26 protein-coding genes are annotated in these 25,316 nt (G+C 72.0%); 8 read left to right on the top strand and 18 right to left on the bottom strand.

Translation table 11 applies throughout. The annotated features are described in order from the left end of the window. Window position 1 precedes the first annotated feature (1 nt). Window positions 2–1,228, bottom strand: a complete 1,227-nt coding sequence (locus tag WFI00_RS05175) for an ABC transporter (protein WP_336630408.1) — start codon at window positions 1,226–1,228, stop codon at window positions 2–4. A gap of 89 nt (window positions 1,229–1,317) precedes the next feature. Continuing rightward, a complete protein-coding gene (gene aztB / locus WFI00_RS05170) occupies window positions 1,318–2,184 on the bottom strand; it encodes a zinc ABC transporter permease AztB (RefSeq protein WP_336630407.1) in 867 nt (288 codons plus the stop codon). 54 nt (window positions 2,185–2,238) lie between these two features. Between aztB and WFI00_RS05165 the strand changes: the two genes are divergently transcribed. Both WFI00_RS05165 and WFI00_RS05160 read left to right on the top strand, forming a co-directional pair. Beyond that, window positions 2,239–2,910 (top strand): metal ABC transporter ATP-binding protein, encoded by a 672-nt coding sequence (locus WFI00_RS05165; RefSeq protein ID WP_336630406.1) that lies wholly within the window; start codon window positions 2,239–2,241, stop codon window positions 2,908–2,910. A gap of 44 nt (window positions 2,911–2,954) precedes the next feature. Then, window positions 2,955–3,584 (top strand): peptidase M23, encoded by a 630-nt coding sequence (locus tag WFI00_RS05160; RefSeq protein ID WP_442928295.1) that lies wholly within the window; start codon window positions 2,955–2,957, stop codon window positions 3,582–3,584. A gap of 12 nt (window positions 3,585–3,596) precedes the next feature. Here the strand turns inward: WFI00_RS05160 and WFI00_RS05155 are convergent, their stop codons facing one another. Both WFI00_RS05155 and WFI00_RS05150 read right to left on the bottom strand, forming a co-directional pair. Further along, on the bottom strand, window positions 3,597–4,490 hold the full coding sequence (locus WFI00_RS05155) for an EamA family transporter (RefSeq protein WP_336630404.1): 894 nt from the start codon (window positions 4,488–4,490) through the stop codon (window positions 3,597–3,599). Then, window positions 4,487–5,740, bottom strand: a complete 1,254-nt coding sequence (locus WFI00_RS05150) for a serine hydrolase domain-containing protein (protein ID WP_336630403.1) — start codon at window positions 5,738–5,740, stop codon at window positions 4,487–4,489. Before WFI00_RS05150 ends, WFI00_RS05155 begins: the two co-directional genes overlap by 4 nt. Window positions 5,741–5,845: 105 nt before the next feature. Between WFI00_RS05150 and WFI00_RS05145 the strand changes: the two genes are divergently transcribed. From WFI00_RS05145 to WFI00_RS05125, 5 genes are all read left to right on the top strand, one after another. Next, window positions 5,846–6,157 carry a DUF2470 domain-containing protein gene (locus WFI00_RS05145; protein ID WP_336630402.1) on the top strand — a complete coding sequence of 104 codons (312 nt, stop codon included), beginning with the start codon at window positions 5,846–5,848 and terminating at the stop codon, window positions 6,155–6,157. A gap of 209 nt (window positions 6,158–6,366) precedes the next feature. Continuing rightward, a complete protein-coding gene (locus WFI00_RS05140) occupies window positions 6,367–8,277 on the top strand; it encodes a glucose PTS transporter subunit IIA (protein ID WP_336630401.1) in 1,911 nt (636 codons plus the stop codon). A 91-nt stretch (window positions 8,278–8,368) separates the two neighbouring features. Next, complete coding sequence (locus WFI00_RS05135) at window positions 8,369–9,217, top strand: PRD domain-containing protein (protein WP_336630400.1); 849 nt, start codon at window positions 8,369–8,371, stop codon at window positions 9,215–9,217. 14 nt (window positions 9,218–9,231) lie between these two features. Continuing rightward, on the top strand, window positions 9,232–10,068 hold the full coding sequence (locus WFI00_RS05130) for a ChbG/HpnK family deacetylase (RefSeq protein ID WP_336630399.1): 837 nt from the start codon (window positions 9,232–9,234) through the stop codon (window positions 10,066–10,068). 31 nt (window positions 10,069–10,099) lie between these two features. Further along, on the top strand, window positions 10,100–10,753 hold the full coding sequence (locus tag WFI00_RS05125; RefSeq protein WP_336630398.1) for a biliverdin-producing heme oxygenase: 654 nt from the start codon (window positions 10,100–10,102) through the stop codon (window positions 10,751–10,753). A 16-nt stretch (window positions 10,754–10,769) separates the two neighbouring features. On the opposite strand, the gene WFI00_RS05120 is transcribed toward WFI00_RS05125, so the two are convergent. Continuing rightward, a complete protein-coding gene (locus WFI00_RS05120; RefSeq protein ID WP_442928300.1) occupies window positions 10,770–12,155 on the bottom strand; it encodes an ATP-dependent DNA helicase in 1,386 nt (461 codons plus the stop codon). Between the two features lie 35 nt (window positions 12,156–12,190). Here WFI00_RS05120 and WFI00_RS05115 point away from each other — a divergent pair, with 35 nt between their 5' ends. Next, entirely contained in the window at window positions 12,191–13,288 is a 1,098-nt protein-coding gene (locus WFI00_RS05115) for a hypothetical protein (RefSeq protein ID WP_336630396.1), read from the top strand. Between the two features lie 18 nt (window positions 13,289–13,306). On the opposite strand, the gene WFI00_RS05110 is transcribed toward WFI00_RS05115, so the two are convergent. The 13 genes from WFI00_RS05110 to WFI00_RS05050 form a co-directional block, all read right to left on the bottom strand. Beyond that, the gene (locus WFI00_RS05110) at window positions 13,307–15,292 is read right to left on the bottom strand and encodes a cytochrome c oxidase assembly protein (protein WP_336630395.1); all 1,986 of its coding nucleotides are present in this window, start codon (window positions 15,290–15,292) and stop codon (window positions 13,307–13,309) included. Window positions 15,293–15,398: 106 nt separating this feature from the next. Next, window positions 15,399–15,677 carry an HU family DNA-binding protein gene (locus tag WFI00_RS05105; RefSeq protein WP_336630394.1) on the bottom strand — a complete coding sequence of 93 codons (279 nt, stop codon included), beginning with the start codon at window positions 15,675–15,677 and terminating at the stop codon, window positions 15,399–15,401. A 263-nt stretch (window positions 15,678–15,940) separates the two neighbouring features. Continuing rightward, on the bottom strand, window positions 15,941–16,246 hold the full coding sequence (gene rpsN, locus WFI00_RS05100; RefSeq protein WP_336630393.1) for a 30S ribosomal protein S14: 306 nt from the start codon (window positions 16,244–16,246) through the stop codon (window positions 15,941–15,943). A 4-nt stretch (window positions 16,247–16,250) separates the two neighbouring features. Further along, a complete protein-coding gene (gene rpmG / locus WFI00_RS05095) occupies window positions 16,251–16,421 on the bottom strand; it encodes a 50S ribosomal protein L33 (protein ID WP_005051772.1) in 171 nt (56 codons plus the stop codon). Continuing rightward, window positions 16,421–16,657 (bottom strand): 50S ribosomal protein L28, encoded by a 237-nt coding sequence (gene rpmB / locus WFI00_RS05090; protein ID WP_005051771.1) that lies wholly within the window; start codon window positions 16,655–16,657, stop codon window positions 16,421–16,423. The genes rpmG and rpmB overlap by 1 nt, the downstream gene beginning before the upstream one ends. 141 nt (window positions 16,658–16,798) lie before the next feature. After that, the gene (locus tag WFI00_RS05085; protein WP_336630824.1) at window positions 16,799–17,605 is read right to left on the bottom strand and encodes a DNA-3-methyladenine glycosylase; all 807 of its coding nucleotides are present in this window, start codon (window positions 17,603–17,605) and stop codon (window positions 16,799–16,801) included. Next, a complete protein-coding gene (locus tag WFI00_RS05080; protein ID WP_336630392.1) occupies window positions 17,602–19,017 on the bottom strand; it encodes a hypothetical protein in 1,416 nt (471 codons plus the stop codon). The genes WFI00_RS05085 and WFI00_RS05080 overlap by 4 nt, the downstream gene beginning before the upstream one ends. Continuing rightward, window positions 19,007–19,828, bottom strand: coding sequence for a TIGR03943 family putative permease subunit (locus WFI00_RS05075; protein ID WP_336630823.1), 822 nt, complete (start codon window positions 19,826–19,828; stop codon window positions 19,007–19,009). The genes WFI00_RS05080 and WFI00_RS05075 overlap by 11 nt, the downstream gene beginning before the upstream one ends. 67 nt (window positions 19,829–19,895) lie before the next feature. Then, entirely contained in the window at window positions 19,896–20,846 is a 951-nt protein-coding gene (locus tag WFI00_RS05070) for a permease (protein WP_336630822.1), read from the bottom strand. 88 nt (window positions 20,847–20,934) lie between these two features. After that, complete coding sequence (locus tag WFI00_RS05065; protein WP_336630391.1) at window positions 20,935–21,381, bottom strand: Fur family transcriptional regulator; 447 nt, start codon at window positions 21,379–21,381, stop codon at window positions 20,935–20,937. Window positions 21,382–22,483: 1,102 nt separating this feature from the next. Then, entirely contained in the window at window positions 22,484–23,344 is an 861-nt protein-coding gene (locus tag WFI00_RS05060; protein ID WP_336630390.1) for a metal ABC transporter permease, read from the bottom strand. Beyond that, the gene (locus WFI00_RS05055; RefSeq protein WP_336630389.1) at window positions 23,341–24,204 is read right to left on the bottom strand and encodes a metal ABC transporter ATP-binding protein; all 864 of its coding nucleotides are present in this window, start codon (window positions 24,202–24,204) and stop codon (window positions 23,341–23,343) included. Before WFI00_RS05055 ends, WFI00_RS05060 begins: the two co-directional genes overlap by 4 nt. Further along, complete coding sequence (locus WFI00_RS05050; protein WP_336630388.1) at window positions 24,201–25,139, bottom strand: metal ABC transporter solute-binding protein, Zn/Mn family; 939 nt, start codon at window positions 25,137–25,139, stop codon at window positions 24,201–24,203. Before WFI00_RS05050 ends, WFI00_RS05055 begins: the two co-directional genes overlap by 4 nt. Window positions 25,140–25,316 lie beyond the last annotated feature (177 nt).

The raw sequence follows: 25,316 nt of genomic DNA, 5'->3' as shown, positions 1-25,316 counted from the left end.
CTCAGCGCCCCGTCTCGGCGACGAAGGACGGGGGCGCGGCCGTGTCGAACGTACGGGCGATCCGCGCGCCGTCGGCGACGTCGATCTCGTACACCCGCGAGCGGTCCGGCGCCGCGAGGTACGCGCGCCGGTCGTCCGCGAGGAGCGCGGAGGGCGGGCCGCCCGCCGCCCCGGATGTGAGGGGTTCGGTGACGGCCAGGACCGCACCCCCGCCGGCGCCGTCGAGGACGAAGAGCCGTCCGTCGGTCGCGAGCGCGAGGACGTGGTCGGCCTCGTCGTCGACCGCCGTGACCGCCGCGAGCGGGGCGGGCGCGGGGAGCAGCGTCCACGAGCGGGCACGGGTGTCGAGCAGCCAGACGGCCTCCGACCCGGCGAGCGCCGCGACGACGGGGCGCCCCTCCCGGTTCGCGAAGCGCGTCGCCGCCGGCGCCGTGCTCCCGTCGGGGTACGGGATGCGCTCAATGGTCAGGGACCCCTCCGTCACGCTCGCCAGCAGAGCGCCGTCCGCGCACCCGACGACCGCTCCGACCCGCGTGGTGATGGTGCCGGACGCGGACCGGCACTGCTCCACGACGCCGGTGGGCGAGCCCGTCTGCGTGTAGGCCGCGACGCGGTCGGGCTCGCCGTCCTGCGCCTCCGTCACGAGCGCGAAGGGCCCGACGGGCACGACCATGCCGGGGTGCGGCGCCCCCGAGGTGCGGAAGCGCTCGATCAGCTCGCCGCGGGAGAGGGCCTCCGTGTCCAGCAGGACGGCCTCCCCGGAGCCCGCGAAGAACACACCCGTCGACCCCGAGGTGGACTGCGTGGTCGTCGCGACGGCGACGGGGCCCTCGCCGGCCACCGAACCCAGGCTGCGCGGCTCGGCGCGGTAGTAGTGGAAGTGGTCGACGTGGTCCCACGTCCACCGGCCGCTGTCGACGACGTCGAGCCCGGTGTCGGTGCCCACGAACAGGTATCGGCCGTCGCTGTGCATCGACGAGGGCCGGCCGATCTCCCCGAGGTCCTCGACCGACTCGTCGAGCAGGTCGAGCTGTGTCACCCCTCCCGAGGGCTCGATCATCGCGAGGGCGAGCGGAGGCTCGGGGAGTTCCACGGCGTCCGCGCGGGCGCCGTGCGCGTCGCCCGCCGAGGTCTCCTCGATCGGATCGGCGTCACCGCCCGTGCCGCAGCCGGCGAGCAGCGCGCTCGAGAGCGCGAGGGCGAGGAGGGTGGGGAGACGGGAGGACACGGGGGCCTTTCGATGTGTGCAGCGCACGGGGCGGGCAGGGGCGTGACAAGGGGTGCCGGGGCAGGTGGTCGATGGGATGCGATGGCCGATCAGGCCGGGGGGACGGCCGACCGAGGGACCGCGATCCGGGGGCCGACGCGTCGAGCGGAGCGGGCGAGCCAGGACAGCCCGGCGAGCGCCATGGCCGACGCCGCGACGGTCGCGCCGGCCGCCGTCGCGGCGTACCAAGAGACGTAGAGACCGATGACGACGGCGAGGACGCCGAGGGCGCTCGCGAGCACCATGCGCGTCGGGATGCGTGTCGTCCACTGCGCCGCCGCGACGGCGGGCGCCAGCAGGAGGCCGACGACCAGGAGCGAGCCGACGGCCTGGTACGACGCGACCACGGCGAGGGTGACGAGGCCGACCAGGACGCCCTGCGCGAGCCGTGGTCGCAGGCCGAGGGTCGCGGCGACGCGCGTGTCGATCGCGAGGACCACGAGGGACCGGTGCGCGCACGCGGCGACCGCGAGCCCGACGGCGGTCGCCCCCGCCAGGACGACCAGGTCGCCGGGGCCGATCGCGAGGATCTCTCCGAAGAGGATCGCGGAGACGTCCGTCGCGAAGCTCCCCGAGTGCGACACGATGATGACGCCGAGCGCGAGCATCGAGACGAAGAGCATCCCGATGCTCGTGTCGTACGAGAGGCGTCCACGTCGCTGCAGCAGGCCGACACCGACGCTCATCACGACGGCGCTGAGCGAGCCGCCGAGCAGGACCGGGAACCCCGCGACGGTCGCGAACGCGACCCCCGGCAGCATCCCGTGCCCGAGCGCCTCGCCGAGGAACGCCATGCCGCGGATGACGACCCACGTGCCCACGACGCCGCAGAGCACCGCGACCAGCGCACCCCCGATCAGCGCGCGGGCGAAGAACTCGGTCGCCAGCGGCACGAACGGGGAGTCGGAGAAGGTCACGGTGCTCGACAGTAGCTTTATTGAGAACGATTCTCAAACTCGTATACTGGACCCATGACCTCCCTCCCCGCGGTGCGCCCGATGGACGCCGTCGCGGCGCGTCTGCGCGGCGTCGGCGTCTCCTTCCGAGGTGTCCCCGCGATCCTCGACGTCGATCTCGACGTCGAGGTCGGGGAGCTGACGGTGATCACCGGACCCAACGGAGCCGGCAAGTCGACCCTGCTGGAGGTCATCGCAGGAGCCCGGGACCCCTCCGTCGGAGGTCACGTCGCCGCGCCGGAGGCGGTCGCCTTCGTCCCGCAGCGCGCTCAGGTGCCCGACGGCCTGCCGGTCACGGTCCGGGACATCGTCCGCGCGGGGACCTGGGGGCGACGGGGACCGCGCGTCCGTCGGCGCGCCGATCGACGGCGCGTCATCGCCGAGGCCATCGACCGGATGGACCTCGGCGCTCTCACGGACCGTCCGTTCGGCGAGCTCTCCGGCGGGCAGCGCCAACGGGCGCTGCTCGCGCAGGCCCTCGCCGGGCGCCCGCGGCTGCTGCTGCTCGACGAGCCGACGACGGGGCTCGACCGCGCGAGCAGCGCGCGCATCCGCACCGTGATGCGTGACGAGGCGGACGGGGGCGCCGCAGTGGTCTGCGTCTCGCACGACGCCGCGGTGATCGGCGACGCGGACCGCCGGGTGTCGATGGACGGCGGACGGATCGTGGCCGTCACCCGGTCCTGAGCGGGACGCGCCTCCTCGGTCGATCGTCAGGTCGGGGTGGCAGGATGCCACGGGTGGGCAGACGACGGACGCGACGCAGGCGCGGGCGTCCGCGTGGGCGCGCGGCGGTCCTCCGACGGCGCCGCGCCGCCGCCCTGGCGATAGCCGCGGTGCTCGTCGTGGCGGTCGGCATCGGCGGGTTCGCCCTCGTCCAGGCCGCGAACGCCGCCGTGCGGTGCGCGGTGTTCGCGGACTACGACGCGGAGCAGCTCGACAACGCCCGGACGATCATGGCCGCGGGCAGGGATGCCGGGCTGTCGACCCGGGACGAGACGCTGGCGGTCATGACCGCGATGGGCGAGTCGGGCCTGCGCAATCTGGACTACGGCGACTGGGAGACGAGCGGGGTCCGCAACCCCGACGGCACGCCCACGACCTCGATCGGCCTGTTCCAGCAGCAGGACGGCTGGGGCACCCGCGAACAGCGGCTCGATCCGCGCACCGCGGCGTCGCTGTTCTACGGCGCCCTCGTCGAGGAGGTGCCGGAGCCGGAACGCTCCCGCCTGGAGCCGACGATCGTCGCACACCGCGTGCAGATCAATCGCGACCCGCACCACTACGCGCCGTACTGGCCGCGCGCGCAGGAGCTCGTGACCGCGATCGACGACGCGCAGCTGTTCGACTCCTGCCGCTGAGGATGCCGGGGCTCAGGCGACGGGCTCGGCCGGCCGCCTCGCCCGGCTCGCCGCGCGCACGGCGCCGACGGAGGCCGCGATGACCAGTGCGATCCCGGCGACCTCGAGCCAGGAGAGCTCCTGACCGAGCAGGACGAAGCCGGCGAGTGCGGCCGTCGCGGGAGCGAGACTCATCAGGATGGCGAAGGCGGAGGCGGCGAGGCGGCGCAGCGCGATGAGCTCGAGCGCATAGGGGAGGGTCGAGGACAGCAGTGCGACGGCCGCCCCGAGGCCGAGGATCTCGGGGCGCAGGAGCACGGCGCCGGCATCCAGCACGCCGAACGGCAGGGCGGCGATCGCGCCCACCGTCATGGCGAGCGCGAGCCCCTCGAGCTTCGGGAACGCCGCTCCCACGCGAGCCGAGGAGAGGATGTAGAACGCCCACGCGGTCGCCGCGAGCAGGGCGAACACCACCCCGAGCGGATCGAGCCGGTCCCAGCCCCCGCCCCCGAGCGCGACGACGCCCGCGAGCGCGAGCGCAGCCCAGGCCCACGCCGAGGCGCGGCGGCTCGCGACGATGGAGAGCGTCAGCGGCCCCAACACCTCGATCGTGACCGTGACGCCGAGGGGGAGTCGCTCGAGTGCGAGGTAGAACGCGCCGTTCATCAGCGCCAGCACGAGCCCGAACCGGATGACCGCGGCCCCGTCGCCCCGCCCGTGTCCCCGCAGTCGCGGGCGGGCGACCGCGAGCAGGATCACCGCCGAGAACACGAGCCGGAGCATGACCATGCCGAGGGGGCCCGTCTGCGGGAACAGCAGAACGGCGATCGAGGCCCCCACCTCCTGACACGTCAGGCCCGCCACCACCAGCACGACCGCCGATCCCGCACCGCCCGCACGTTCCGGCGGCGAGGCCGCCGAGGTCACGGGAGAGGGCAGACGGCGGTGCCGGCGATCTGACCGGCCATGTCGTCGACCGTCCAGGGCAGACCCGCCGCGGGCGCGGTCTGGCCCGCCGCGGCAGGGATCTTCGAGGCGATCGCCGCGAGCTGCCAGGCGAGGCTCCGCACGAGGACGTCGGACGCGCGCGAGTTGTTGAGCGTCACGACGACGGTCATCCCCGTGTTGCGATCGGCGAAGGCGGCCGTGAGATGGCCGAGGGTCGCGCCGTACTGTCCGATCAGGGTGCCCGCCTGGTAGGCCCCGCCCGTCGCGGTGAACCAGCTGGGCGCGTCCGGCGTCGCCGGCAGCGGGTCCCCGAAGCGCGCCGGAGCGTCGTAGGCACGGGCGCCCATCGCGAGCGCCTGGGTGTACCGGCCGAGATCCCGGAGGTCGGAGACGACGCCCGCCGCGGTGAAGCCGGCGCTCGGGGAGAGCGGCCCGACCTCGACCGGAGCGGCGCACGCGGGCTTGCCGTCCTCGCCGTCGGGCGTCCAGAGCCCCGCGATGTCGGTGGGCGGCGCCGTGGGCAGCGAGCTGGCGGGCATCCCCATGGGGGTGAACACGAACTCCTGGAGCAGATCCGCCGCGGGCCGGTGGGAGGCGCGTTCCAGGGCGAGTCCGAGCAGGACGTAGCCGGTGTCCGAGTCGGCGAACACCGTCCCGGGAGTGCCGGTCGTGGTGACGCCGGTGCCGTAGGCGAGAAGCTCACGCGGCTTCCATGAGCGTTCCGGCGTCGCGGCGAAGCGGGGGGCGAGCGACGGACCGAAGGGCGCGAGCCCCGCGGTCGAGTCGCACAGCTGCTCGAGGGTCAGGCTCTCGTGCCCGGGGATGCCCGACACGTACTGGCCGACCGGGTCGTCGAGCCCGACGGTCCCCTGCGCGGCGAGTCCGTGCAGGACGTCGCAGGTCATCGCCCGCGTGACGCTCCCGACGGTGAACGCGGCGTCCGTCGACGTCGCCGCGCCGTCGGGCGCCACGGCTCCGGTGCCCGCCACCCAGCTGCCCGCCCACGGCGCCCAGACGCCGACCAGCGCGCCGGAGGCACCGGACGCGGCGACGGCACGGTCGACCGCGGCCTGCAGCTGTTGCTGGGCCTCGGCGGGGAACGATCCGTCGACCTGCGCGGGGAGGTCGAGATCGCCGGACCGTTCCGGCGAGCACGCCACGACAGAGGCGGCGACCGCGATCGCGAACACTGCCGCAGCGAACCGGCGCATGCGATGCGGTCGCGTCATTCCCATCCCCCGGTCCTCCCCCTACAGCGTAGAGGACGATCTCCGAGCCCCTTGGCCGCCCGGCCCCACCGCTAGACGAAGGTCGCAATCAATAGGGTGGGACTCATGCCGCACACCTTCGACGACGCCACGCTCACCGGCGTCCTGGGCCACATGAACCGCGACCACTCCGACGACAATCTGCTCATCGCGCGCGCCTTCTCGCCCATCCCGGACGTGATCTCGGCGACGATGACGACCTTCGACGGCTCCGCAGGGCAGTGGCACGTCGTGACCGCCGACGGCGCCGAGGACGTCATCCGCGTGCCGTGGCCGGGCGGTGAGATCACCGAGCGCCCCGAGGTCCGCCGCGAGATCGTGGCGCTCTACGACGCCGCGTGTGCGCGCCTGGGCGTCGACGCCCGCCCGCACGACTGAGGACGGCCCCGGACCGGCGCGGTGTTGACACCGCGCCGCCTCCTCGGGATAATTGCGCCGCGGGGCTTCCCAGCCCCGTGAGGATTGTTACTGCTCGGCAGGCGAGACCTCCACCGCGTGATCGCGGTGCGAGGTCTTTTTGCGTTTCCGGGGCCCGAATCCCGGGCCGGGCAGGCGAGACTTCCGGTCATCCAATGAAGGAGAATCCCGTGGCACACACGGACACGGATGCGTCTCTCGCCCGAACCGTCGGCGACCTCGTCGGCGGCCCCGAGAACGTCGCCTCGGTGCACAACTGCACCACCCGCCTGCGCTTCGTCGTGCGCGATGAGAGCAGGGTCGACTTCGACGCCCTCGCCGACACCCCCGGCGTCCTGCAGGCCGTGAAGGCCGGGGGCCAGGTGCAGGTCGTCATCGGCACCCACGTCGACCGCGTCCGCGACAGCCTCGTGCGTCTGCCCGGCTGGGCCGCGCTCGACGAGTCGCAGGCCGCGACCGGCGGCACGCGCCGCCCCCTCGACGCCGTGTTCGACTTCCTCGGCGCGACGTTCCAGCCGCTGATCCCCGCCATCACCGGTGCCGCCCTCGTGCAGGTGCTCGTGCTCCTGCTCACGCAGTTCGGGGTCCTGCCCGCCGACAGCCCCACCGCCGCGGTCCTCACGGCCGCGGGCAACGCGGTGTTCTACTTCCTGCCGCTGTTCGTCGCCTTCACCGCGTCGCGCAAGCTCGGCGCCAACCCGTTCGTCGGCGCGGCGGTCGCCGCGGCGCTCCTGCACCCCGCGTTCACCGCCATCGGCGAGCAGGGCTCGCAGGTCCAGGCGTTCGGTCTGCCGCTCTTCCTCTACTCCTACGCCAGCTCGATGTTCCCGGCCCTGCTGATGGCGCTCGCCCTGGCCGGCCTCGACCGCCTGCTGAAGAGGGTCCTGCCGCGCGCCCTGCAGCAGGTCTTCGTCCCGACCCTCGAGCTGCTGCTGCTCGTGCCGCTGACCGCCCTCGTCTTCGGACCGATCGGCGTGGTCGTCGGCAACGGGATCGGCGAAGCGCTCGCCTGGCTGAGCACGAACGCCCCCTTCGTCTTCTACGTGCTCGTGCCCGCCCTGTGGATCTTCCTCGTCGCGATGGGCATCCACTGGGCGCTGATCTCGATCGCCCTCGTCGAGCTCGCCTCCGGCAGCAGCGTCATCCTCGGCGCGGCCTTCGGCTACCAGTACTCGATGTTCGGGGTGGCGCTCGGCATGCTCATCCTCACCGCGCGTCAGCGCAACCGGAAGCTGCGCGACACGGCGGCCGCCGCGACGATCTCCGTCGGGATCGGCGGGATCACCGAGCCGACGCTCTACGGCCTCGTCCTCCCCTACCGGCGGGTGCTCGTCATCGAGATGATCGGCGCCGCGGCGTCCGGCCTCGTCCTCGGCGTCTTCGGCGTGCACGCCATCGGGTTCAGCCCGGCGCCGATCCTCGCCCTCCCGCTTCTCGAGCCCGTCATCGGCGCCGTCATCGCGCTGATCGTCGGGCTCGCGGTGCCGGTCGTCCTGCTCCAGGTGTGGGGGTACCAGAAGCGCGGCGCGACGGCGGTCGCGACCGACGAGGCGGCGGATGCCGCGGCTCCCGCCGCCGGCGCGGGCTTCCGCGGGCTTGTGGGCACCGGAGTGCGGGCGGGCACCCTCACGGTCGGCGCGCCGATCGCGGGCACCGTCGTCCCGCTCGCCGACGTCGCCGACCCGATCTTCTCCGGCGGCCTGATCGGCCCCGGCGTCGCGATCGCGCCCGACTCCGGACGCGTCGTGGCGCCGGTCGCGGGGACCGTCGTCGCCGCGCCGGCCAGCGGCCACGCCATCGGGCTGCGCGCCGACGACGGCACCGAGCTGCTCATCCACGTGGGGATCGACACCGTCACGCTGCAGGGCCGGCACTTCACCGCGCATGCCGCGCAGGGGGAGCGGGTGGAGGCCGGGCAGCTGCTCCTCGAGTTCGACGCCGCGGCGATCACCGCCGCCGGGCACTCCCTCCTGACCCCCGTCATCGTGACGAACCTCGGGAGCGACCAGCGGGTCGACCTCGGGGCACCCGGCCCGGCCGCCGAAGGCGACCCCCTGTTCACCGTCCGCCCCGCGGCATGAGCCGCCGGCTCGAGCGGGGCGGCCGGCCCGAACCGGCCGCCCCGTTCGGGCCGGTCCGCCGGCGGCAGCCGGCGACCTCACGGGAGTTCCGATGCGCACCATCACCAAGATCTTCAACAACAACATCGTCAGCGCCGTCGACGCGGAGGGCGAGGACGTCATCCTCGTCGGAGCCGGCGTCGGCTACCTCGCCGGCAAGGGCGAGGCCGTCGACGAGACCCGCGTCGAACGGGAGTTCCATCTCACCGGCGCGCTGCGCAGCGGCGCTTTCCGGGTCCTGCTCGACGTGCCCTTCCCGGTGCTGAGAGCGACGACGCGCGTCTCGGAGATGCTCGCCCAGACCTACGGCGTCGAGCTGCCCCCGGCCGTCGAGGTCGGACTCGCCGATCACCTCGCCCAGTCGATCCGGCGCATCGACGACGGGATCCCCCTCTACAACTCGATGCTGTGGGAGACGAAGATGACCTACCCCACCGAGTTCGCGATCGCCCTGCACGCCCTCGACATCGTCCACGAGGAGCTCGGCCGCAAGCTTCCGCTCGACGAGGCCGGGTTCGTCACGCTGCACCTCGTCAACGCGGGGCTGATCGGCGATCCGTCCCGCGCGATGACCCTCAGCACCACGATCCGCGCGATCATCGAGATCGTCCGGGACGACCTCGGCATCGACGTCGACGGGTCGACGACGGCGAGCGCGCGCTTCCTCACCCACATCAAGTTCGTCGTGCAGCGCCTCACCCGGCACCGGGCCCACCACGGCGCCGCCGACGACTACTACCAGGCGCTCATCGCCGACAATCCCGCCGTCTACGCGTGCGCCACGCGGATCGGCGCCTACCTCGACGCCTCGTTCGCCGCGGGGGTGACGGACGAGGAGCGGATCTATCTGCTCCTGCATCTGATCACCCTCCGCGACGAGCAGCAGCGCGCCGCCGACTGATCCGGAGGAGACCCATGACCCGCCTCATCGTCCAGGCCGACGACATCGCCATCACCCACGCCACCACCCTGGGCATCCTCGACGCGATCGACGACGGCATCGTCCGCGCCACCGGCATGTTCACGAACCGGCCGGACGCCCCGTTCGCCGCCGCCCGGCTGCGCGAGCGGCGGGCCGTCGACGTCGGTCTCGACGTCAACTTCGTGACCGGACGCCCCCTGCTGCCGCCCTCCGCCGTGCCGGGTCTCGTGACCGGCACGGGCGCGTTCCGCAGCTCCGGCGAGATCCGCACCCGGTACGGCGTCGTGGGCGGCGACGCCGTGTTCACCGAGTTCGCCACCGAGCCGTTCGATGCGGGCGAGGCGCTCGCCGAGGGCCGGGCACAGGTGGCACGGTTCGTCGATCTCATGGATCGCCCGCCCGCCTACCTGCACCACCACTCGCTCGTCTCGCCCGTGACCGACGAGGTCGTCCGCACGCTCGCGGCGGAGCTCGGCGTGCCGTTCGTCGACGACCTCTACCGCACCGGTGGCCTGCCGCTCCTGCCCAACGACTGGTACGCGAAGCCGTTCCCCCTCGAGGCGCAGGCGGAGGCGGACGCCGTAGGGGCGATCGACCGACTGCTGCCCGAGATCCTGCGTCACGAGCTGAGCCTGCTGATCGTCCACCCCGGGTACGTGGACGCCGAGCTCCTCGCCCTCAGCACGTACTCCGTCATCCGCGCGCGCGATCTGGAGCTCGTCACGTCTCCCGCGGCGCAGGCCGCGCTGCAGGAGAACGGCGTCGAGGTCGTGGGCTTCACGGACGCGGGGATCTTCGTGGAGGCGGTTCTCACCGAACCTTCAGTTTAGGTGAGCCTTAGTTTCAGCTATGCTGAGGGTCATGACCGACGTCACCTCCTTCTCGACCGCTCTGCGCGAGCGCTCCCGCGCCGCCCATTCCGGCAGCGAGCACGCCGGGTTCATGGCCGATCTGATGCGCGGGCGCGGCACGCGCGAGGACTACGTCGCCCTCGTGGCGCAGCACTGGTTCATCTACGACGCGCTCGAAACGGCCGCCGCGAAGATGGAGGACGACCCGGTCGCCGCGCGCTTCATCACCCCGAAGCTCACCCGCCTGCCCGCCCTCGAAGCGGACCTGTCGTACCTCATCGGCGACGACTGGCGGGAGCGGATCGAACCGCTTCCGACGACGCAGCGCTATGTGTCCCGCATCCGCGAGGTCGCGGACGGCTGGCCCGGCGGCTTCGTCGCGCACCACTACACGCGCTACCTCGGCGACCTGTCGGGCGGCCAGTTCATCGGCAGGCTCATGGCGCAGCAGTTCGACCTGGGCACGAACGGGATCGGCTTCTACGTCTTCGACGAGATCGCCGACCCCGCCGCGTTCAAGGACGTGTACCGCGACCAGCTCGACGCCGCCCCCTGGGATGCCGCGGAAGCGGAGCGCGTCATCGACGAGGTCCTGTACGCGTACCAGCTCAACACGGACCTGTTCGTCGATCTCGCCATCGCCAAGGCCGCCCGCGCGGCCTGACCGGCCGCATCCGCGGTCAGAAGCCGGATGCCCGCACCGCGGCCATGAACCTGCGCACGTCGGCGTCGACCAGGATGTCGCTCGGCCGCAGCGGCCGGGTCAGATACAGTCCGTCGAGCGAGGTCAGCCGCGACAGGGCCACGTACGTCTGCCCCGGCGCGAAGGCGCCCGAGCCGAGGTCGATCACGGCGCGGTCGTAGGTCTTGCCCTGCGACTTGTGGATCGTCACCGCCCACGCGAGCCGCAGCGGGAACTGCGTGAACTCCGCGACGATGTCGCGCGTGAGCTTGCGCGTCGCGGGGTCGTACGCGTAGCGGAACCTCTCCCACACGGCGGGCTCGACGTCGTGCTCCTCGCCGTCGAGCTCGACCCGGACCGTCCCGCCGGCGATCCGGGTGACGGTGCCGATCGATCCGTTGACCCAGCGCGGCCCGTCGCCGCCGTACCCGATGTCGTTGCGTAGGAACATCACCTGCGCCCCCACCTTCAGCTGCAGCTCGGTGTCGGCGGGGTACCCGGCATCGCCCCGCCCGAAGTCCCCGGAGATGTCCGCCCGCGCCGTCTGGACCGGACCGGCGAGCGCGTCGAGGTGCCGCTGATTGATCCGGTTGACGATGTCGTTGCGCGTGGCGAGGGTGATGATCGGGGGCTCGCCGTCGACCGGCTCGGGCACGGGGCGGGCGCCCGCGGCGTTGAGCGTCGCGGCGATGTCGGCCGTGACCACGCCGTAGCGCACGGCGTTGAGCATGGCCTTGAACCCGTCGTCTGCCTGACGATGGATCTCGCGCAGCTCCCGGATGTTCAGGGGCGCCCCGACCCGGCCGAGATCGAGCAGTCCGTCGGAGCGGATGGCGCCGCCGTCCGGCCGCGGGCCCGCCCACACCTGGGCGTCGAAGAACCAGAACGAACGGTAGTGGTCGTCGACGTACCGCCGTTCGTCGCCGCGCGGCGGCACCGGAGAGAGCTGGTACGGGTCGCCGAACATGACGATCTGCACGCCGCCGAACGGCTCCGACCGGCGCCGCCGCGCCTGCCGGAGCGAGCGGTCGATGGCATCCATCACGTCGGCGTTCACCATCGAGATCTCGTCGATCACGAGCGTGTCGATCGCGTTGAGGATCTTGCGCGCCGGCTCGGGCTGCTCGAGCTCGCTGTCGGCGATGAGCCCGATCGGCAGCCGGAACAGGGAGTGGATCGTCTGCCCCTCGACGTTGAGCGCGGCCACCCCGGTCGGCGCGCAGACGGCGATCTGCTTGTCGGTGTTCCACGCGAGGTGCTGCAAGAGCGTCGACTTGCCCGTACCGGCCCGACCCGTGACGAACACGTGCTCGCGGGTGTCCTCGATGAGGCGGAAGAGCTCCTCCTGCTCACGCGACAGAGAGGGGATGCTCACCGACACCATGCTAGCCATCAGGCTCGGTTTCCTAGACTGGGTCCGTGCAGACGGTGGATGAGGGCGCGGCGGGGGATGCCGCACCGCGCCCCCGACGTCCCCCACGCCGCCGTCGCCGCTCGCTCGGTGTCGATCTCGCCGCCCTGACGATCGTGGGCGTGCTGCTCGCCGGAGCCCTCACGGCGACCGGGATCGTGCTCTATCGCGACCTGTACAGCCCGTCCGCCTTCGTGTCGCGCTACCTCGACCTCCTCAGCCACCGTCAGGCCGCCGAGGCGCTCGCCCTGCCCGGCGTCTCGGTGGACTCCTCGCAGCTGCGCGCCTCGGGGCTGCCGGTCGACGCCAGCGAAGCGCTGCTGCGGCGGGACGCCCTGGGCCAGCTCACCGACGCGACGGTCGAGGACGCGGTCGAGGGCCCCGACGGCATCACCACCGTGACGGTGCGCTACTCCGCCGGACCGCACGAGGCGAGGACGCGCTTCCAGGTGGAACGCGCCGGATGGGTCGGCGTCGCCCCGACGTGGCGCTTCGCGTCGAGCCCCCTCGCGGCGATCGACCTCACCGTGCGCGGCGCGCGCCAGTTCTCGGTGAACGGGTTCGAGGTGGACACCCGGCAGGTCTCCCCCGCCGGAGTGAACGCCGACCCGCTGGTCCCGGTGTCGCTGCTGGTGTTCTCGCCGGGCCTGTACTCGATCTCGATCGACACGCCGATCGCCGCGACGCCCGGGGTCGCCGTCCTCTCCGACACCCCGCAGGCGAGCATCCCCGTCGACGTGGAGGCGTCGGCGACGGAGAAGTTCCGGCAGGCTGTGCAGGATCAGGTCGAGACCTTCCTCACCGCGTGCGCCACGCAGGACGTGCTGCAGCCCACCGGGTGTCCCTTCGGCCTGGTCGTGCAGAACCGGATCGTCAGCCCGCCGACCTGGTCGATGGTGCAGCAGCCCGAGGTCGCCCTCGTGCCGGAGGGGGCGGACTGGCGCATCCAGCGCGCGGCCGCGGCCGCCCACATCGACGTCGAGATCAGGTCGATCTACGACGGCAGCGTCCGTCATCTCGACGAGGCGGTGCCGTTCTTCATCGGCGGCACCGTGACGATCCTGCCGGACGGCACCGCGTCCATCCAGGTCACCGACGGGTCCTGACCACCCGGGCGTCCGGCCTCAGCGGTGCGAGCGGGCGTCGCGAGCGGCGAGGTCCGCGAGCCGCGCGTTGTACTCGTCCAGTTCGGCGTCGCCCGTGCGGTCGGCGTGACGGTCCGAGCGCCGCTGCGCACGCTCGTCCGACCGGCTCCACTGGATGGCGACGGTGATCGCCAGCACGAGCGTCGGGATCTCTCCGATCGACCAGGCGATGCCGCCGCCCGTGTACTGGTCGGCCAGCGGGGCCTCGCCCCACGTCCGGCCCATCGAGCCGAACCACTCGGCCACGAACAGGCCGGTCGACATCATGATCGCGATGCCGAAGAACGCGTGCATCGCCATGACCCCGATGAGGGTCAGCAGGCGGAAGGGGTACGGGAGGCGATAGGGAACCGGATCGATGCCGACGAGCGACTGCACGAACAGGTAGCCCGAGATGAGGAAGTGCGCGATCATCCACTCGTGTCCGAGGTGGTCGTACAGGCTCCACCGGAACAGGTCGGTGTAGTAGAACGCCCAGAGCGACCCGATGAACATCCCCGCGGCGAACAGCGGATGCGTGATCACGCGCGCGAACGGCGTGTGCACGCCCCACAGGATCCACTCGCGCCCGCCCCGCGTGCCGTCGGTGCGCTTCGCGATGGCGCGCGAGGCCAGGGTCACCGGTGCGCCGAACACGAGCAGCATGGGGATCGCCATCGACAGCAGCATGTGCCCCACCATGTGCATGCTGAACAGGTAGTCCTGGTACGCATTGACCGAGCCGTTGGTGACCCACAGCAGCGCCGCGAGACCGCACAGCCACAGGATGGTGCGGTAGATCGGCCATCGGTCGCCCCGGCGGTGCAGGCGCCACACCCCGGCGAGGTAGAAGAACGCCCCGAAGGCGACGGCGAACGCCCAGAGCACGTCCGGATCCCAGGTCGTCAGCCACCGGAGGGGGGTGAGCTCGGGCGGCAGGGGGGACCCCGTCAGCACCTCGGCGGGACTCGGCACCGGGGGCAGCCGCGTGTCGACGGGCGGAGGGGTGCGCGAGAGCGCGACGGCGGCTCCGCTCGCGATGCCCATGAAGGCGAGCTCCAGGGCGATGAGTCCCCAGAACCGGCGGGCCGCGCGGCCCGAGACATCCGACCGGAACCGGGCGATGAGCCCCCGGCGGTACCACGCCCCCAGCGCTCCGATCGCGAGGAGGGCCACGACCTTGACGGCGAGGATCGCCCCGTACGGCGACAGCAGGTTCTGCAGGGCGACGACGCCGACGATGGCGCGCGCGACGCCCGACAGCGCGACGACCACGAAGGCCACGAGCGCGAGCGACGAGTACCGCGACAGGACGTCGGCCATCTCGGCGCGCTCCAGCTGCCCGCGCAGGGCGACGAGCAGGAGTACCCCGCCGAGCCAGACGGCGGCGCCGATGATGTGGAGGGTGAGCGAGACGACGGCGGTGTCGTGGCCCGACTCGTCGCCGGAGTGGCCCTGGGTCGCCATCGGGATGAGGGCGGCGACGGCCAGCACCGCGACCACGAGCGTCGGCGTCCACCCGCGGACCGCGAAGGTGAGGACGGTGAGTGCGGCGCCCGCGATCGTGGTGAGCGCCCACGCGCGACCCGGGTCGGTCTCGACGAGGTAGCGCCCGAGCTGCTGCCCGAACTCGGCGCCGGCGCTCGGGGTCGCGCTGAAGATGTTGAGGAAGGTCAGGAAGGCCACCAGAGCGCTCGACACCGTGAAGACGGCGGCCGACGCCGAGGAGACGTCCAGCGCCCTGTCGAACGGCTTCGAGCCGGCCCGCAGGGCGAACAGCGCCAGCACGAGGGCGCCGATCATTCCCGCGGCCGACAGATTGACCGCCAGGGTCGCGCCCGGCAGCCCCCACCGGACGACCGGACCCGGATCGCGCAGCAGCTGGGGTGCGGCACCTCCGCCGTAGACGAGACCCGCGATCAGCGCCGCGAACGCAGCGACGACGAGGATCGCAGGCCCTGCGACCCGGAAACCTCGGGAGTGCACGCGTCCAGCCTACGTGCCACCGGCGGGACATCGACCACGGCGGAGGACGGCGGCACGACGAAGGGGGATGCCCGCAGGCATCCCCCTTCGTGAGGTCCGAGCGGGATTACTTCGCGACGGCCTTGAGCTTCGAGCCGGCGGTCACCTTGACGCGCTTGCCCGCGGGGATCTTGATCTCCGCACCGGTCTGGGGGTTGCGGCCCGTGCGGGCGGCGGTGGCGACCGTCTCGAACGACAGGAAGCCGGGGATGGTGACCTTCTCGCCCTTGGCGACGGCCTCGGACACGGCCGAGAACAGACCGTCGACGACGCGGCCGACGGTGGCCTGGCTCTCGCCGGTGGCGCTGGCGATGCTGGCGACGAGCTCGGTCTTGGTGATAGCCATGGGGTTTCCTCCAGAGGGCAGCGTGTGCCGCCTTCGATTACAACGGACCGGGCGAGCGCCCGGTTTGGTCGGATGGACCGGTCCCGAATATACCCACGAACCGCGGAATTCCGCGGATTTCCGGTCTTCTCTCGTCATCTTCACCGGCGTGTCGCCCTCAGACGGTGACGGATGTGACTGCTGTGACCGCGATTCGGCGCGCGCGAGGCGGGGACGACGACGGCCCGCCCCTCGCGGGACGGGCCGTCGATCGGTGTCGCTGCTTACCAGCTCGACTTGGTCACACCGGGCAGCTCGCCCTTGTGCGCCATGTCGCGGAAGCGGACGCGCGAGATGCCGAACTTCGACAGGTAGCCGCGGGGGCGACCGTCGATGGCGTCGCGGCCGCGCAGGCGCACGGGCGACGCGTTGCGCGGCAGCTTCTGCAGTCCGACGCGGGCGGCCTCGCGGGACTCGTCGGTCGCGTTCGGGTCGACGAGGGTCTTCTTCAGCTCGGCACGCTTCTCGGCGTAGCGGGCGACGACCTCTTCGCGCTGGTTGTTGCGCGCGATCTTGCTCTTCTTGGCCATGAGATCAGCGCTCCTCTCTGAATTCGACGTGCTTGCGGATCACCGGGTCGTACTTCTTCAGCACGATGCGGTCGGGGTTGTTGCGACGGTTCTTGCGCGTCACGTAGGTGTACCCCGTGCCGGCGGTCGACCGGAGCTTGATGATCGGACGGACGTCCTGAGCCTTCTTCGCCATTAGAGCTTCACACCCTTCGCGATCAGGTCCTTCACGACCGACTCGATGCCGCGGGCGTCGATGACCTTGATGCCCTTGGCCGAGACGTTCAGCGTGATCTTGCGACCAAGCGAAGGAACGTAGTAGGTCTTCTTCTGCACGTTCGGGTCGAAGCGGCGCTTCGTCCGACGGTGCGAGTGCGAGATGTTGTGACCGAAGCCGGGAACCGCTCCGGTCACCTGGCACACTGCTGCCATGGTGATTACTCCTTCTGTACCGTGAGGCCGGACGGCCTCACCCAAGATCCCTTGTCTGCACCCCACGCCTCATCGCGGCATTGCTGCCGGAATCGGTGGGTGGGATACGAACTGCGTGCTGGAGTGCGCGCAGACAAAGAGTCAGTCTAGCACGGGCGAACGTGTCGACGCGTCCGCGTCCTGTGCTCCGCGGCCCCAGCGGAACGGCGACACGGTGGGGTCGCCCGCGATCCAGAACCGCCACGGGAAGGCATCCGTGCCGGCGACGCCGGCGACCCCCACACGAGGGCCCGACGAGATCGTCGCGGTCTCCGGCGGAGCGCTGGGCAGCCACAGTCGCGCCGTCGCGCCCGCCTGCGGCGATCCCGTCACCGCGTCGATGCCGTCGTGGATCGGATGCCGCAGGCCGAGCGCGTCGCCCAGTCGCCCCGGCCCCCGGGCGAGGTCGCGCTCCGTCCGCGCCGCGGGACGGCGTGCGGCGGCGGCCGAGGAGCCCGCGATCACCTCACCGGCACGCAGGAGCACACCGCCCGCCGTACCCGCGGGGCCGCAGACCACGTTCACGCACGAGTGGATGCCGTGGCTGAGATAGACGTACAGATGGCCGGGCTCGCCCCACATCGTGGCGTTGCGCATCGTCGGGCCCATGCGGGCGTGCGAGCCCGGATCGGGCACGGGGCCGGTCCCGGCGCCGTGATACGCCTCGACCTCGGTGATCCGCACGGCGACAGTCTCCCCGGCTTCTTCGGGCGCACTCCGGGAGGACCCGCGGGCCGTCGCCTCGAGGACGGTCGCGCCGCTCGCCGTCGCCTCGAGGACGGTCACCTCGAGGACACCGCCGAGCAGCCGCGGCGCGACCTCGAGCGGAAGCCCCGCCAGCGCCGCACGCGTCGCGGGGACGAGCCCCGCCGTCCAGGGGCGCGACGCGTCCGGCTGCGTGTGGATCATGGGCGCGGCGGGGTCTGGCACCAGGAAATGTCGAAGCCAGCGAGGGCGACCTGCTCGTGCCCGTCGGCGAGGGAGACGACATGGGTCTGCAGCTTCTCGGGCAGCGGCAGCACGTGTCCGTCGTACGGGTTGTCGACGGCGTCGGGCGCGACGAGGAAGGCGGCATAGCGACCGCTGGGCGAGACGCACGTCTCGATGAGGGTGTCCCGCGGATCGATGGAGAACACCGGCCGTGCCGCGCCGGCCGTGTCGACGATGTTGACCGTCGTGGAGCGCACGGTGAAACCGTCGAGCTCCGCCAGCACGCGCAGCGTCCCGCCGTCGGCGAGGGGGATGACCTTGTTCACCTGCCCGAGTCCGGCGTCGGTGCTCGGCAGGTTCGCCTCCTTCGCGGTGGCGAGGTCGATCGCGACCGGGCCGTCGAGCCTGTCGACGACGACGGTCGTCGAGCCCCGCGCGATGCCCGTGATCGAGACGGCGTTGCCGAGCGCGACCGGATCGCCGCCCGACGGGGAGACGAGCGTGAGCGCGCCGTCGAAGGTGAGGGTCAGCAGGCTGTCGGTGCCGGGGACGAACCGCCAGTCGTCGACGCGCGACTCGCCTCCGGTGCGGGTGATCGCCACCGGCGGATCGGCGGCCTGCGCGTCGGCGAGCGACGCCGTGTACAGCACGCTCGCTCGGGCGCCCGGCGTGCCGACGGAGGCGTCGGTGAAGGTGTAGCCGATCAGGTTGCCGCGATCCGCGCTCTGCAGGTTCGACACCGTGCCGGTGCCCGGCAGCGGCAGCTCGCGGGTGCTGCCGCCGTCGAGGTCGGTGACGATCAGGTGGGAGTGTCCTTCCCTGTCCATCGTCGAGACCACGAGATGGCCGGACGCCGCGCGGAAGTCCTCGATCTGGGGATCCGAGAACACGGGGACGGCGGCATCGCCCCGCAGATCGGTGCGGAACACCGTGTCCTTGCCCTGCCCGCGCTGCAGGATGAACGACTGCAGCGGAGGCGTGGTGAACTCGTGCGTGATCGTCGTCGCCGCACCGCCGCCGAGCCCCGTCACCCCCGAGATCGTGACCGTGTAGTCGGTGTCGTCCCAGAGCGGCTGCGCGAATCGCACGCCGACGCTGCGCCCGGAGGTGTCCACGGTGAACGCGGTCGACGGGGTGACGGTGACCTGGTCGGCCGTCACCTTCGCGAGCGACTGGGTCGTCGTGAAGATCATCCGGGATCCGGCGGAGCCGATCGCGGCATCCGGATCGATGCTCGTCCGCGTCACGCGCGGACCCTGCGCCGTGGTGACGGCGGCTCCGACCAGACCGACGACGCCGAGCACGGCGACGACGACGGCGAACGCCCCGAGGAACGCGCGCGATCGCCGCCGACGGGTGCGCGCGCGGCGCGAGTCGGCGTCAGTACTCATACGGATCCTTCGGCTCCGCGATCCGTTCGACGGACGTGGGGTGCACCGCGAGATGCCCGCCGTCGTCGCGGATCGTGCCGGTGACCGTCACCCACTGGCCCGTGCTCACGGCATCCGGGGTGGCGATCGCGACGCTCGCCGGCTGCGCATCGATGACGCAGTGCGTGATCACGAGGCGGGTCAGCGAGAACCCGCCGTCGTTCGGCGTGGCGAAGCCGGTGAGCGTCACCTGGCTGCCGTCGAAGGCCTCGGGGTTGGTGGCCGTCGCGAAGACGCTCGCCCACTCGCCGACGCCGAAGGTCGAGGTGTCGCCCACGTTCGCGAGGGCGACCGTGTCGGCGCCCTGGAACAGCGGCGGCGTGCCGGTGTCGCGTTGCATCGCGAGCTCGGCGGACAGCGTGGCCGGCGGGGTCAGCACGACCGCCGCGACGAAACCCGTCGCGAGGATGCCCCCGGTCACCGTCGCGGCGACACCCCATCCACCCGTGTGGGCGTGCGCGTGATCGTGGTCACCGTGCCCGTGCGCGTGGTCCGTTCCGCTGTGATCGTGGGGGTGGTCGGCGTCGCCGTGGTCGTGCCCGTGGTCCGCGTCACCGTGGTCGTGCCCGTGGTCCGTCTCGGCCCCCCGCGGAAGGAGGAAGCTGACCGCGCAGCCGACGAGGGCGATCACGGCCATCGACACCGCGAACCAGTTCGACTGCGGGTTGATGTAGAGCCCGAGGCGGCCGGTGAGCCACAGCGCCACGGTCACGGCGGACAGTCCCGCGGCCAGGCCGACGCCGAGCAGTCGCGAGCCGGAGAATCCGCGCAGTCCGGTCCTCGGCGATGCGGTCCTCGGCGATGCGGTCCTCGGCGATCCGGTCCTCGGCGATGCGGTCCTAGGCAAGGAGGTTCACCACCGATCCGGCGGCGACGGCGAACAGCACGACGATGGCGACGAGCCCGACGAGGACCTTCGAGCGGAACGTCGTGCGCAGGAGGGCGAGCATCTTCACATCCACGAGGGGCCCGACCAGCAGGAACGCGACGATCGACCCCGGGGTGAACGTCGAGGCGAACGACAGCGCGAAGAACGAGTCGACGTTCGAGCAGATCGACACGATCATCGCGAGCACGATCATCGCCACGATCGACAGGGCCGGGTTCGAGCCGATGGCGAGGAGGGCGTCCCGGGGAACGAGGACCTGCACCGCTCCGGCGAGGGCTGACCCGATGACGAGCGCGGGCATGACCGCCCGCAACTCGACGACGAACTGCGCGAGGCTGCGCCGTCCGCGGTCGAGGCCGCGCGCGGCATCCGGCTCCTGCGCGAACGCACACGTCGCGGCGAAGCGCTCGGTGAGCAATCCGTCCGGGTCGGGATGCCTGCTGTAGAGCCATCCGATCAGGTTCGCGACGGCGAAGCCGCCGAGGAGGCGCACGACGAGGATACCGTCGTCGAAGCCGAACGCCTGGTGCGTCGTGATGATCACGATCGGGTTCACGATCGGGGCGGCGATCAGGAACGTGAGCGTCTCGGGCACGGTGAACCCGCGCATCATGAGACCCCTGGCGAAGGGCACATTCCCGCATTCGCATACGGGCACGAGCATGCCGAGCAGCGAGAGCACCATGCGGCGGGCCCACGCGCGACGGGGCATCCACCGTTCGATGGCGCCCGGGGGCACCCACACCTGCACGACGATCGACAGCAGGACACCGAGCACCACGAAGGGCATCGACTCGATGAGCACGCTGAGGGCGAGGGTCAGCCCGTCCTGCAGCCGGGTCGGCAGCGCCGGTCCGGGCGAGAGCAGCGCCAGCACGACGAGCGCGGCCACGACGAGGATGCCGAGACCGAGCGCGAGTCCGCGGCGGAGGCCACGGGCGACCCGCGGATCACGCTCAAGGCGCGCGGTGCGCGGTGCGAGGGCCCGGTCAGTCACCGGTCTCCGACGGGGACGCCGCGGGTGCGGCGGCCTCGCGCGCGGCGGCCTCCCGTGCGGAGCATTCCGCGCACAGCCCGAAGATGTCGACGACGTGCTCGGCCCGGGTGAACCCGTGGGCGGCGGCGGTGCGCTGCGCCCAGGCCTCGACCTCATGGGCCTCGATCTCGACGGCGCGTCCGCACGATCGGCAGATCAGGTGGTGGTGGTGACCCGCGGTGGAGCACGCGCGGTAGATCGCCTCGCCGTCCGGGCTCTGCAGCTGGTCGGCCTCGCCGCTGGCGGCGAGCGTCGCGAGCGCGCGGTAGACGGTGGCGAGGCCGATGCCGGTGTTGTCCTCGCGCAGCACCGCGTGGAGGTCCTGCGCGCTGACGAAGCCCGGGGCGTCGCCGAGGGCGGCGCGCACGCGGTCGCGCTGCCAGGTGTTGCGCTGGGCCATGCCCTGAATCCTACCCGCGGGGCTTCGGAGCTGGCTGGGAGAGCGCGATCCCGACCGGTACCCCTCCCGGGGTGGGGTTGGCGGCGGGCGGGCGGGCGGGCTTGGCGGGGTGGGCTTGGCGGGGTGGGCTCGGCGGAGTGGGCTGCGCAGGTTCGGGGTCGCGTGTGGTCGCCCAGCTTGGGTCGGCAGGCAGGTTCGGGGTCGGGTGTGGTCACCCCGCCTGGGTCGGCACGCGGGTTCGGGGTCGCGTGTGGTCACTCCTTCCAAGTTCGGGGTCGCGTGTTGCCGCCTCGCGCACCTCGAAGCGACCACAGGAAACCCCGAACCCGATCAGCGGCCACCTATCCCGGCAGCACGCGACCCCGAACTCAACGCCACGACCTCGGACCACCCACCAGGACTCGCAACCTCCTCAGAACCACCTCACCCCCCAACCCGGTCCGGGTCGCACTCACGCCCCTCCCCAGTTCGGGGGCGCGTGTGGTCACCCCTTCCAAGTTCGGGGTCGCATGTGGTCACCCCTCACAGGTTCGGGGTCGCGAGTTGCCGCCTCGCCCGCCCCGAAGCGACCAGAGCAGACCCCGAACCCGACCGGCGGCGAGGCATCCCGGCAGCACGCGACCCCGAACACGACGCCACGACCTCCGACCTCCGACCACCGACCACCGACCACCGACCACCGACCACGGACAACCCACCAGGACTCGCAACCTCCTCAAAACCACCTCCCCCCGCCCCCCTACCCGGTCCGGGTCGCACTCACGCCCCTCCCCAGTTCGGGGTCGCATCCGGTCATCCCCTCCTAGTTCGGGGTCGCGCCTAGTCACCCCTCCCCGGTTCGGGGTCGCGCGTCGTCGCCTCGCGCACCTCGAAGCGACCACAGGAGACCCCGAACCCGACCAGCGGCACCCAATCCGGCAGCACGCGACCCCGAACGCGGCAACGCCACCCCGAACGCGGCGCCCCGACCACACGGGGCACGTCGCGGCCCCCACCGTACGAGTCGATCTACCGCTCGAGAACCCCGCCCATCACGTGCCGGCCCACCTCGCCCCGGCGCACGCACGCCCCCGCCCCCGGCGCCCGCCCGGCTCCAGCGGAACTAGGCTTCGACCGTTCCGCGGCGACGGCCTCCGTCGATCGCCCGGCACACGAGGTAGATCAGGAACGAGAGGGTCGTGATGTAGGGGCTCACCGGCAGGGTCCCGGCGATCGCGAGCAGGATGCCGCCGACCGCGGCCGTCACGCCGAAGCCGGCCGCGAGCAGGGGCACGGCGAGCGGCCCGTTGGAGATCCGCATCGCGGCGGCGGCGGGCGTGACGAGCAGCGACAGCACGAGGAGCGCGCCGATGATGTGCACGGCCACCGCGACGACGAGTCCGAGCAGGATCATGAACGCGAACGAGATCGCCGTCGTCGGCACCCCCCGCGCGGCAGCGGACTGCGGGTCGAGCGAGTCGAATGTGAGGGGACGCCAGATCATCAGCAGCGCGACGAGCACGAGCGCGCCGAGCACGATGAGGACCGACAGCTGGTCGCTCTGCACCGACACGATCTGTCCCGTGAGCAGGCTGAACCGGTTCGCGCTGCGCCCGCTGTAGAGCGAGATGCAGAGGATCCCGATCCCCAGGCCGAACGGCATCAGCACGCCGATGATCGAGTTGCGGTCGCGGGCGCGCGCGCCGAGCCATCCGATCAGTCCCGCGGCGACCAGCGATCCGACGATCGACCCGGTCACCACGTCCACGCCGAACAGGAGCGCTGCGGCGGCACCCGCGAACGACAGCTCGCTGATCCCGTGCACGGCGAAGGCCATGTCGCGCTGCATCACGAACACGCCGATGAGCCCGCCCACGATTCCGAGCACGGCGCCCGCCCAGACGGAGTTCTGCACGAGCGCGAGGATGTCGCCGTAGCGCGACATCCCGCCGAAGAGCGCGTTGCCCACGTCGTCCCAGTTCATCGGCGCGCTCCGCCCTGCGCGCCGGATGCCGAGGCTTCCAGCGAGACCGCGTCGGCGCCGTGATGGTGCTCCTCTGCGTGCGAGTCGGGCGCGCCCACGACGACGAGGCGTCCACCGACCCGCGCGACGTGGACGGGCGTGCCGTACAGGCCGCTGAGGGTCTCCGAGGTCAGCACGTCGTCGGGTCGGCCCAGGGTGAAACGGCCGCCCGTGAGGTACAGGATCCGGTCCACCTTCTCGAGGACCGGGTTGATGTCATGGGTGACGAGGAGCACACCGGCGCCGCTGCGCATCCGGTAACGGTCGATGAGGTCGATCACGTCCCGCTGGTTCGCGAGGTCGAGGCTCGTGAGCGGCTCGTCGCACAGGAGCAGTCCGGGGTCGTCCGCGAGCGCCTGACCGACGCGCAGCCGCTGCTGCTCGCCGCCGGACAGCAAGCCCACCGGGCGGTCGGCGAACGCTCGCGCGCCCACGGCGTCGATGAGGGCGTCCACGCGCGCACGGTCGGCGCGTCTCGACAGCGGGAGCCCGAAGCGGTGGCCGTCGACGCCGAGGCGGACCAGGTCGCGCCCTCGCATCGCGGTGTGGCGGGGAAGGGGTCGCTGCTGCGGGATGTACCCGATCCGGCGGTTGCCGGCGCGCTGAACGCGCTCTCCGAACGTCTCGATGGTCCCGGCGGTGAGCCGCTCGAGGCCGAGGATGGCGCGCAGGAGGGTCGTCTTGCCGGCGCCGCTCGGTCCGAGCACGGCGACCAGCTCGCCGGGCGCCACCTCGAGGTCGAGGCCGCGCCACAGCTCCAGGCCGCCACGCGAGAGCGCGGCGGCCTGGATGCGAAGCGGAGGAGTGGGCGTCGGGATCACGAACCCAACGCGGTCTTGATCTGGGTGGCCATGTCGGTCATCCAGGATACGTAGTTCTCGCCCTCGGGGAGGAGTTCGGATGCCTTGATGACGGGAACGTTTGCCTCGGCGGCTTTGCTCTCGACCTGGGTCGTCTCGGCGCCGGCGGCCTGGGCGTTGACGAAGACGAGCTTCACGGACCCTCCCCCGACGAGAGTCAGCGCGTCGAGCAGCGTCGCGGGCGGAACGTCCTGCCCCTCCTCGACGGCCTCGCTGAAGGCGGGCGGCGTGACGTTCTTCAGCCCCGCGGCCTCCGCGAGGTAGAGCGGAACCGGCTCGGTCACGAAGATCTCGGCACCCGTGTGCGCCGCCGCGATCTCGGAGAGGATCGGCGTCACCTTCGCGTCGATGTCGGCGCGGAACTCCTTCGCGTTCGCGGTGAACGTCGCCGCATCGGCCGGGTCGAGGGTGCCCAGCTGGTCAGCGATCTCGTCCGCGACCGCGGCGATCGTCTGCGGGTCGTAGAAGACGTGCTCGTTGAACCCCTCCACCGCGTCGGACGGGTCGCTGCCCGTCCACTCGGGCGAGAACGTCACGGCGCTGATCAGGGGGGCATCCGAGCCCGCGGCATCCTTCAGGGAGGCCATGAACGGGTCGTAGCCGCCGCCGTTCTCGATGAGCAGCTGGGCGTCCTTGATGTCGAGCTGGTCGGTGGCGGTCGCCTCGAAGTCGTGCGGATCCTTGCTCTCGTCCGCGATGAGCGAGGTCACCTCGACCTGGTCGCCGCCGATCGTCTTGGCGATGTCGCCGTACACGTTGGTCGACGCGACGACCGTGATGGGCCCCCCGGGCGATCCGGAGGCCGAGGGTGCGGCGTCGCCGCTGCTCGAGCAGCCGGCGAGTGCTAGGGCGGAGACCGCGGACAGCGCGGCGAGGAGGACGACGGGTCGCTTCATGGGTTCCATCGTAAGCGTGTTGATAATCGTTATCAAATTCAGACCCATGCCGCCGGACGGAGACCCGAGCCGACCCGCCCCGCCCCGCCCCGAGCCGAGCCGAGCCGACGCGCGGGCTAACCCTGCCGTGAACCCCGAGCACGCGCCGAAAGCAGGCTGAACACGGGGTCGGGTCCC

This window comes from Microbacterium sp. MMO-56, assembly GCF_037146215.1.
In the GTDB taxonomy this organism is placed as follows: domain Bacteria; phylum Actinomycetota; class Actinomycetes; order Actinomycetales; family Microbacteriaceae; genus Microbacterium.
This window is presented reverse-complemented; position numbering and strand designations above follow the sequence as displayed.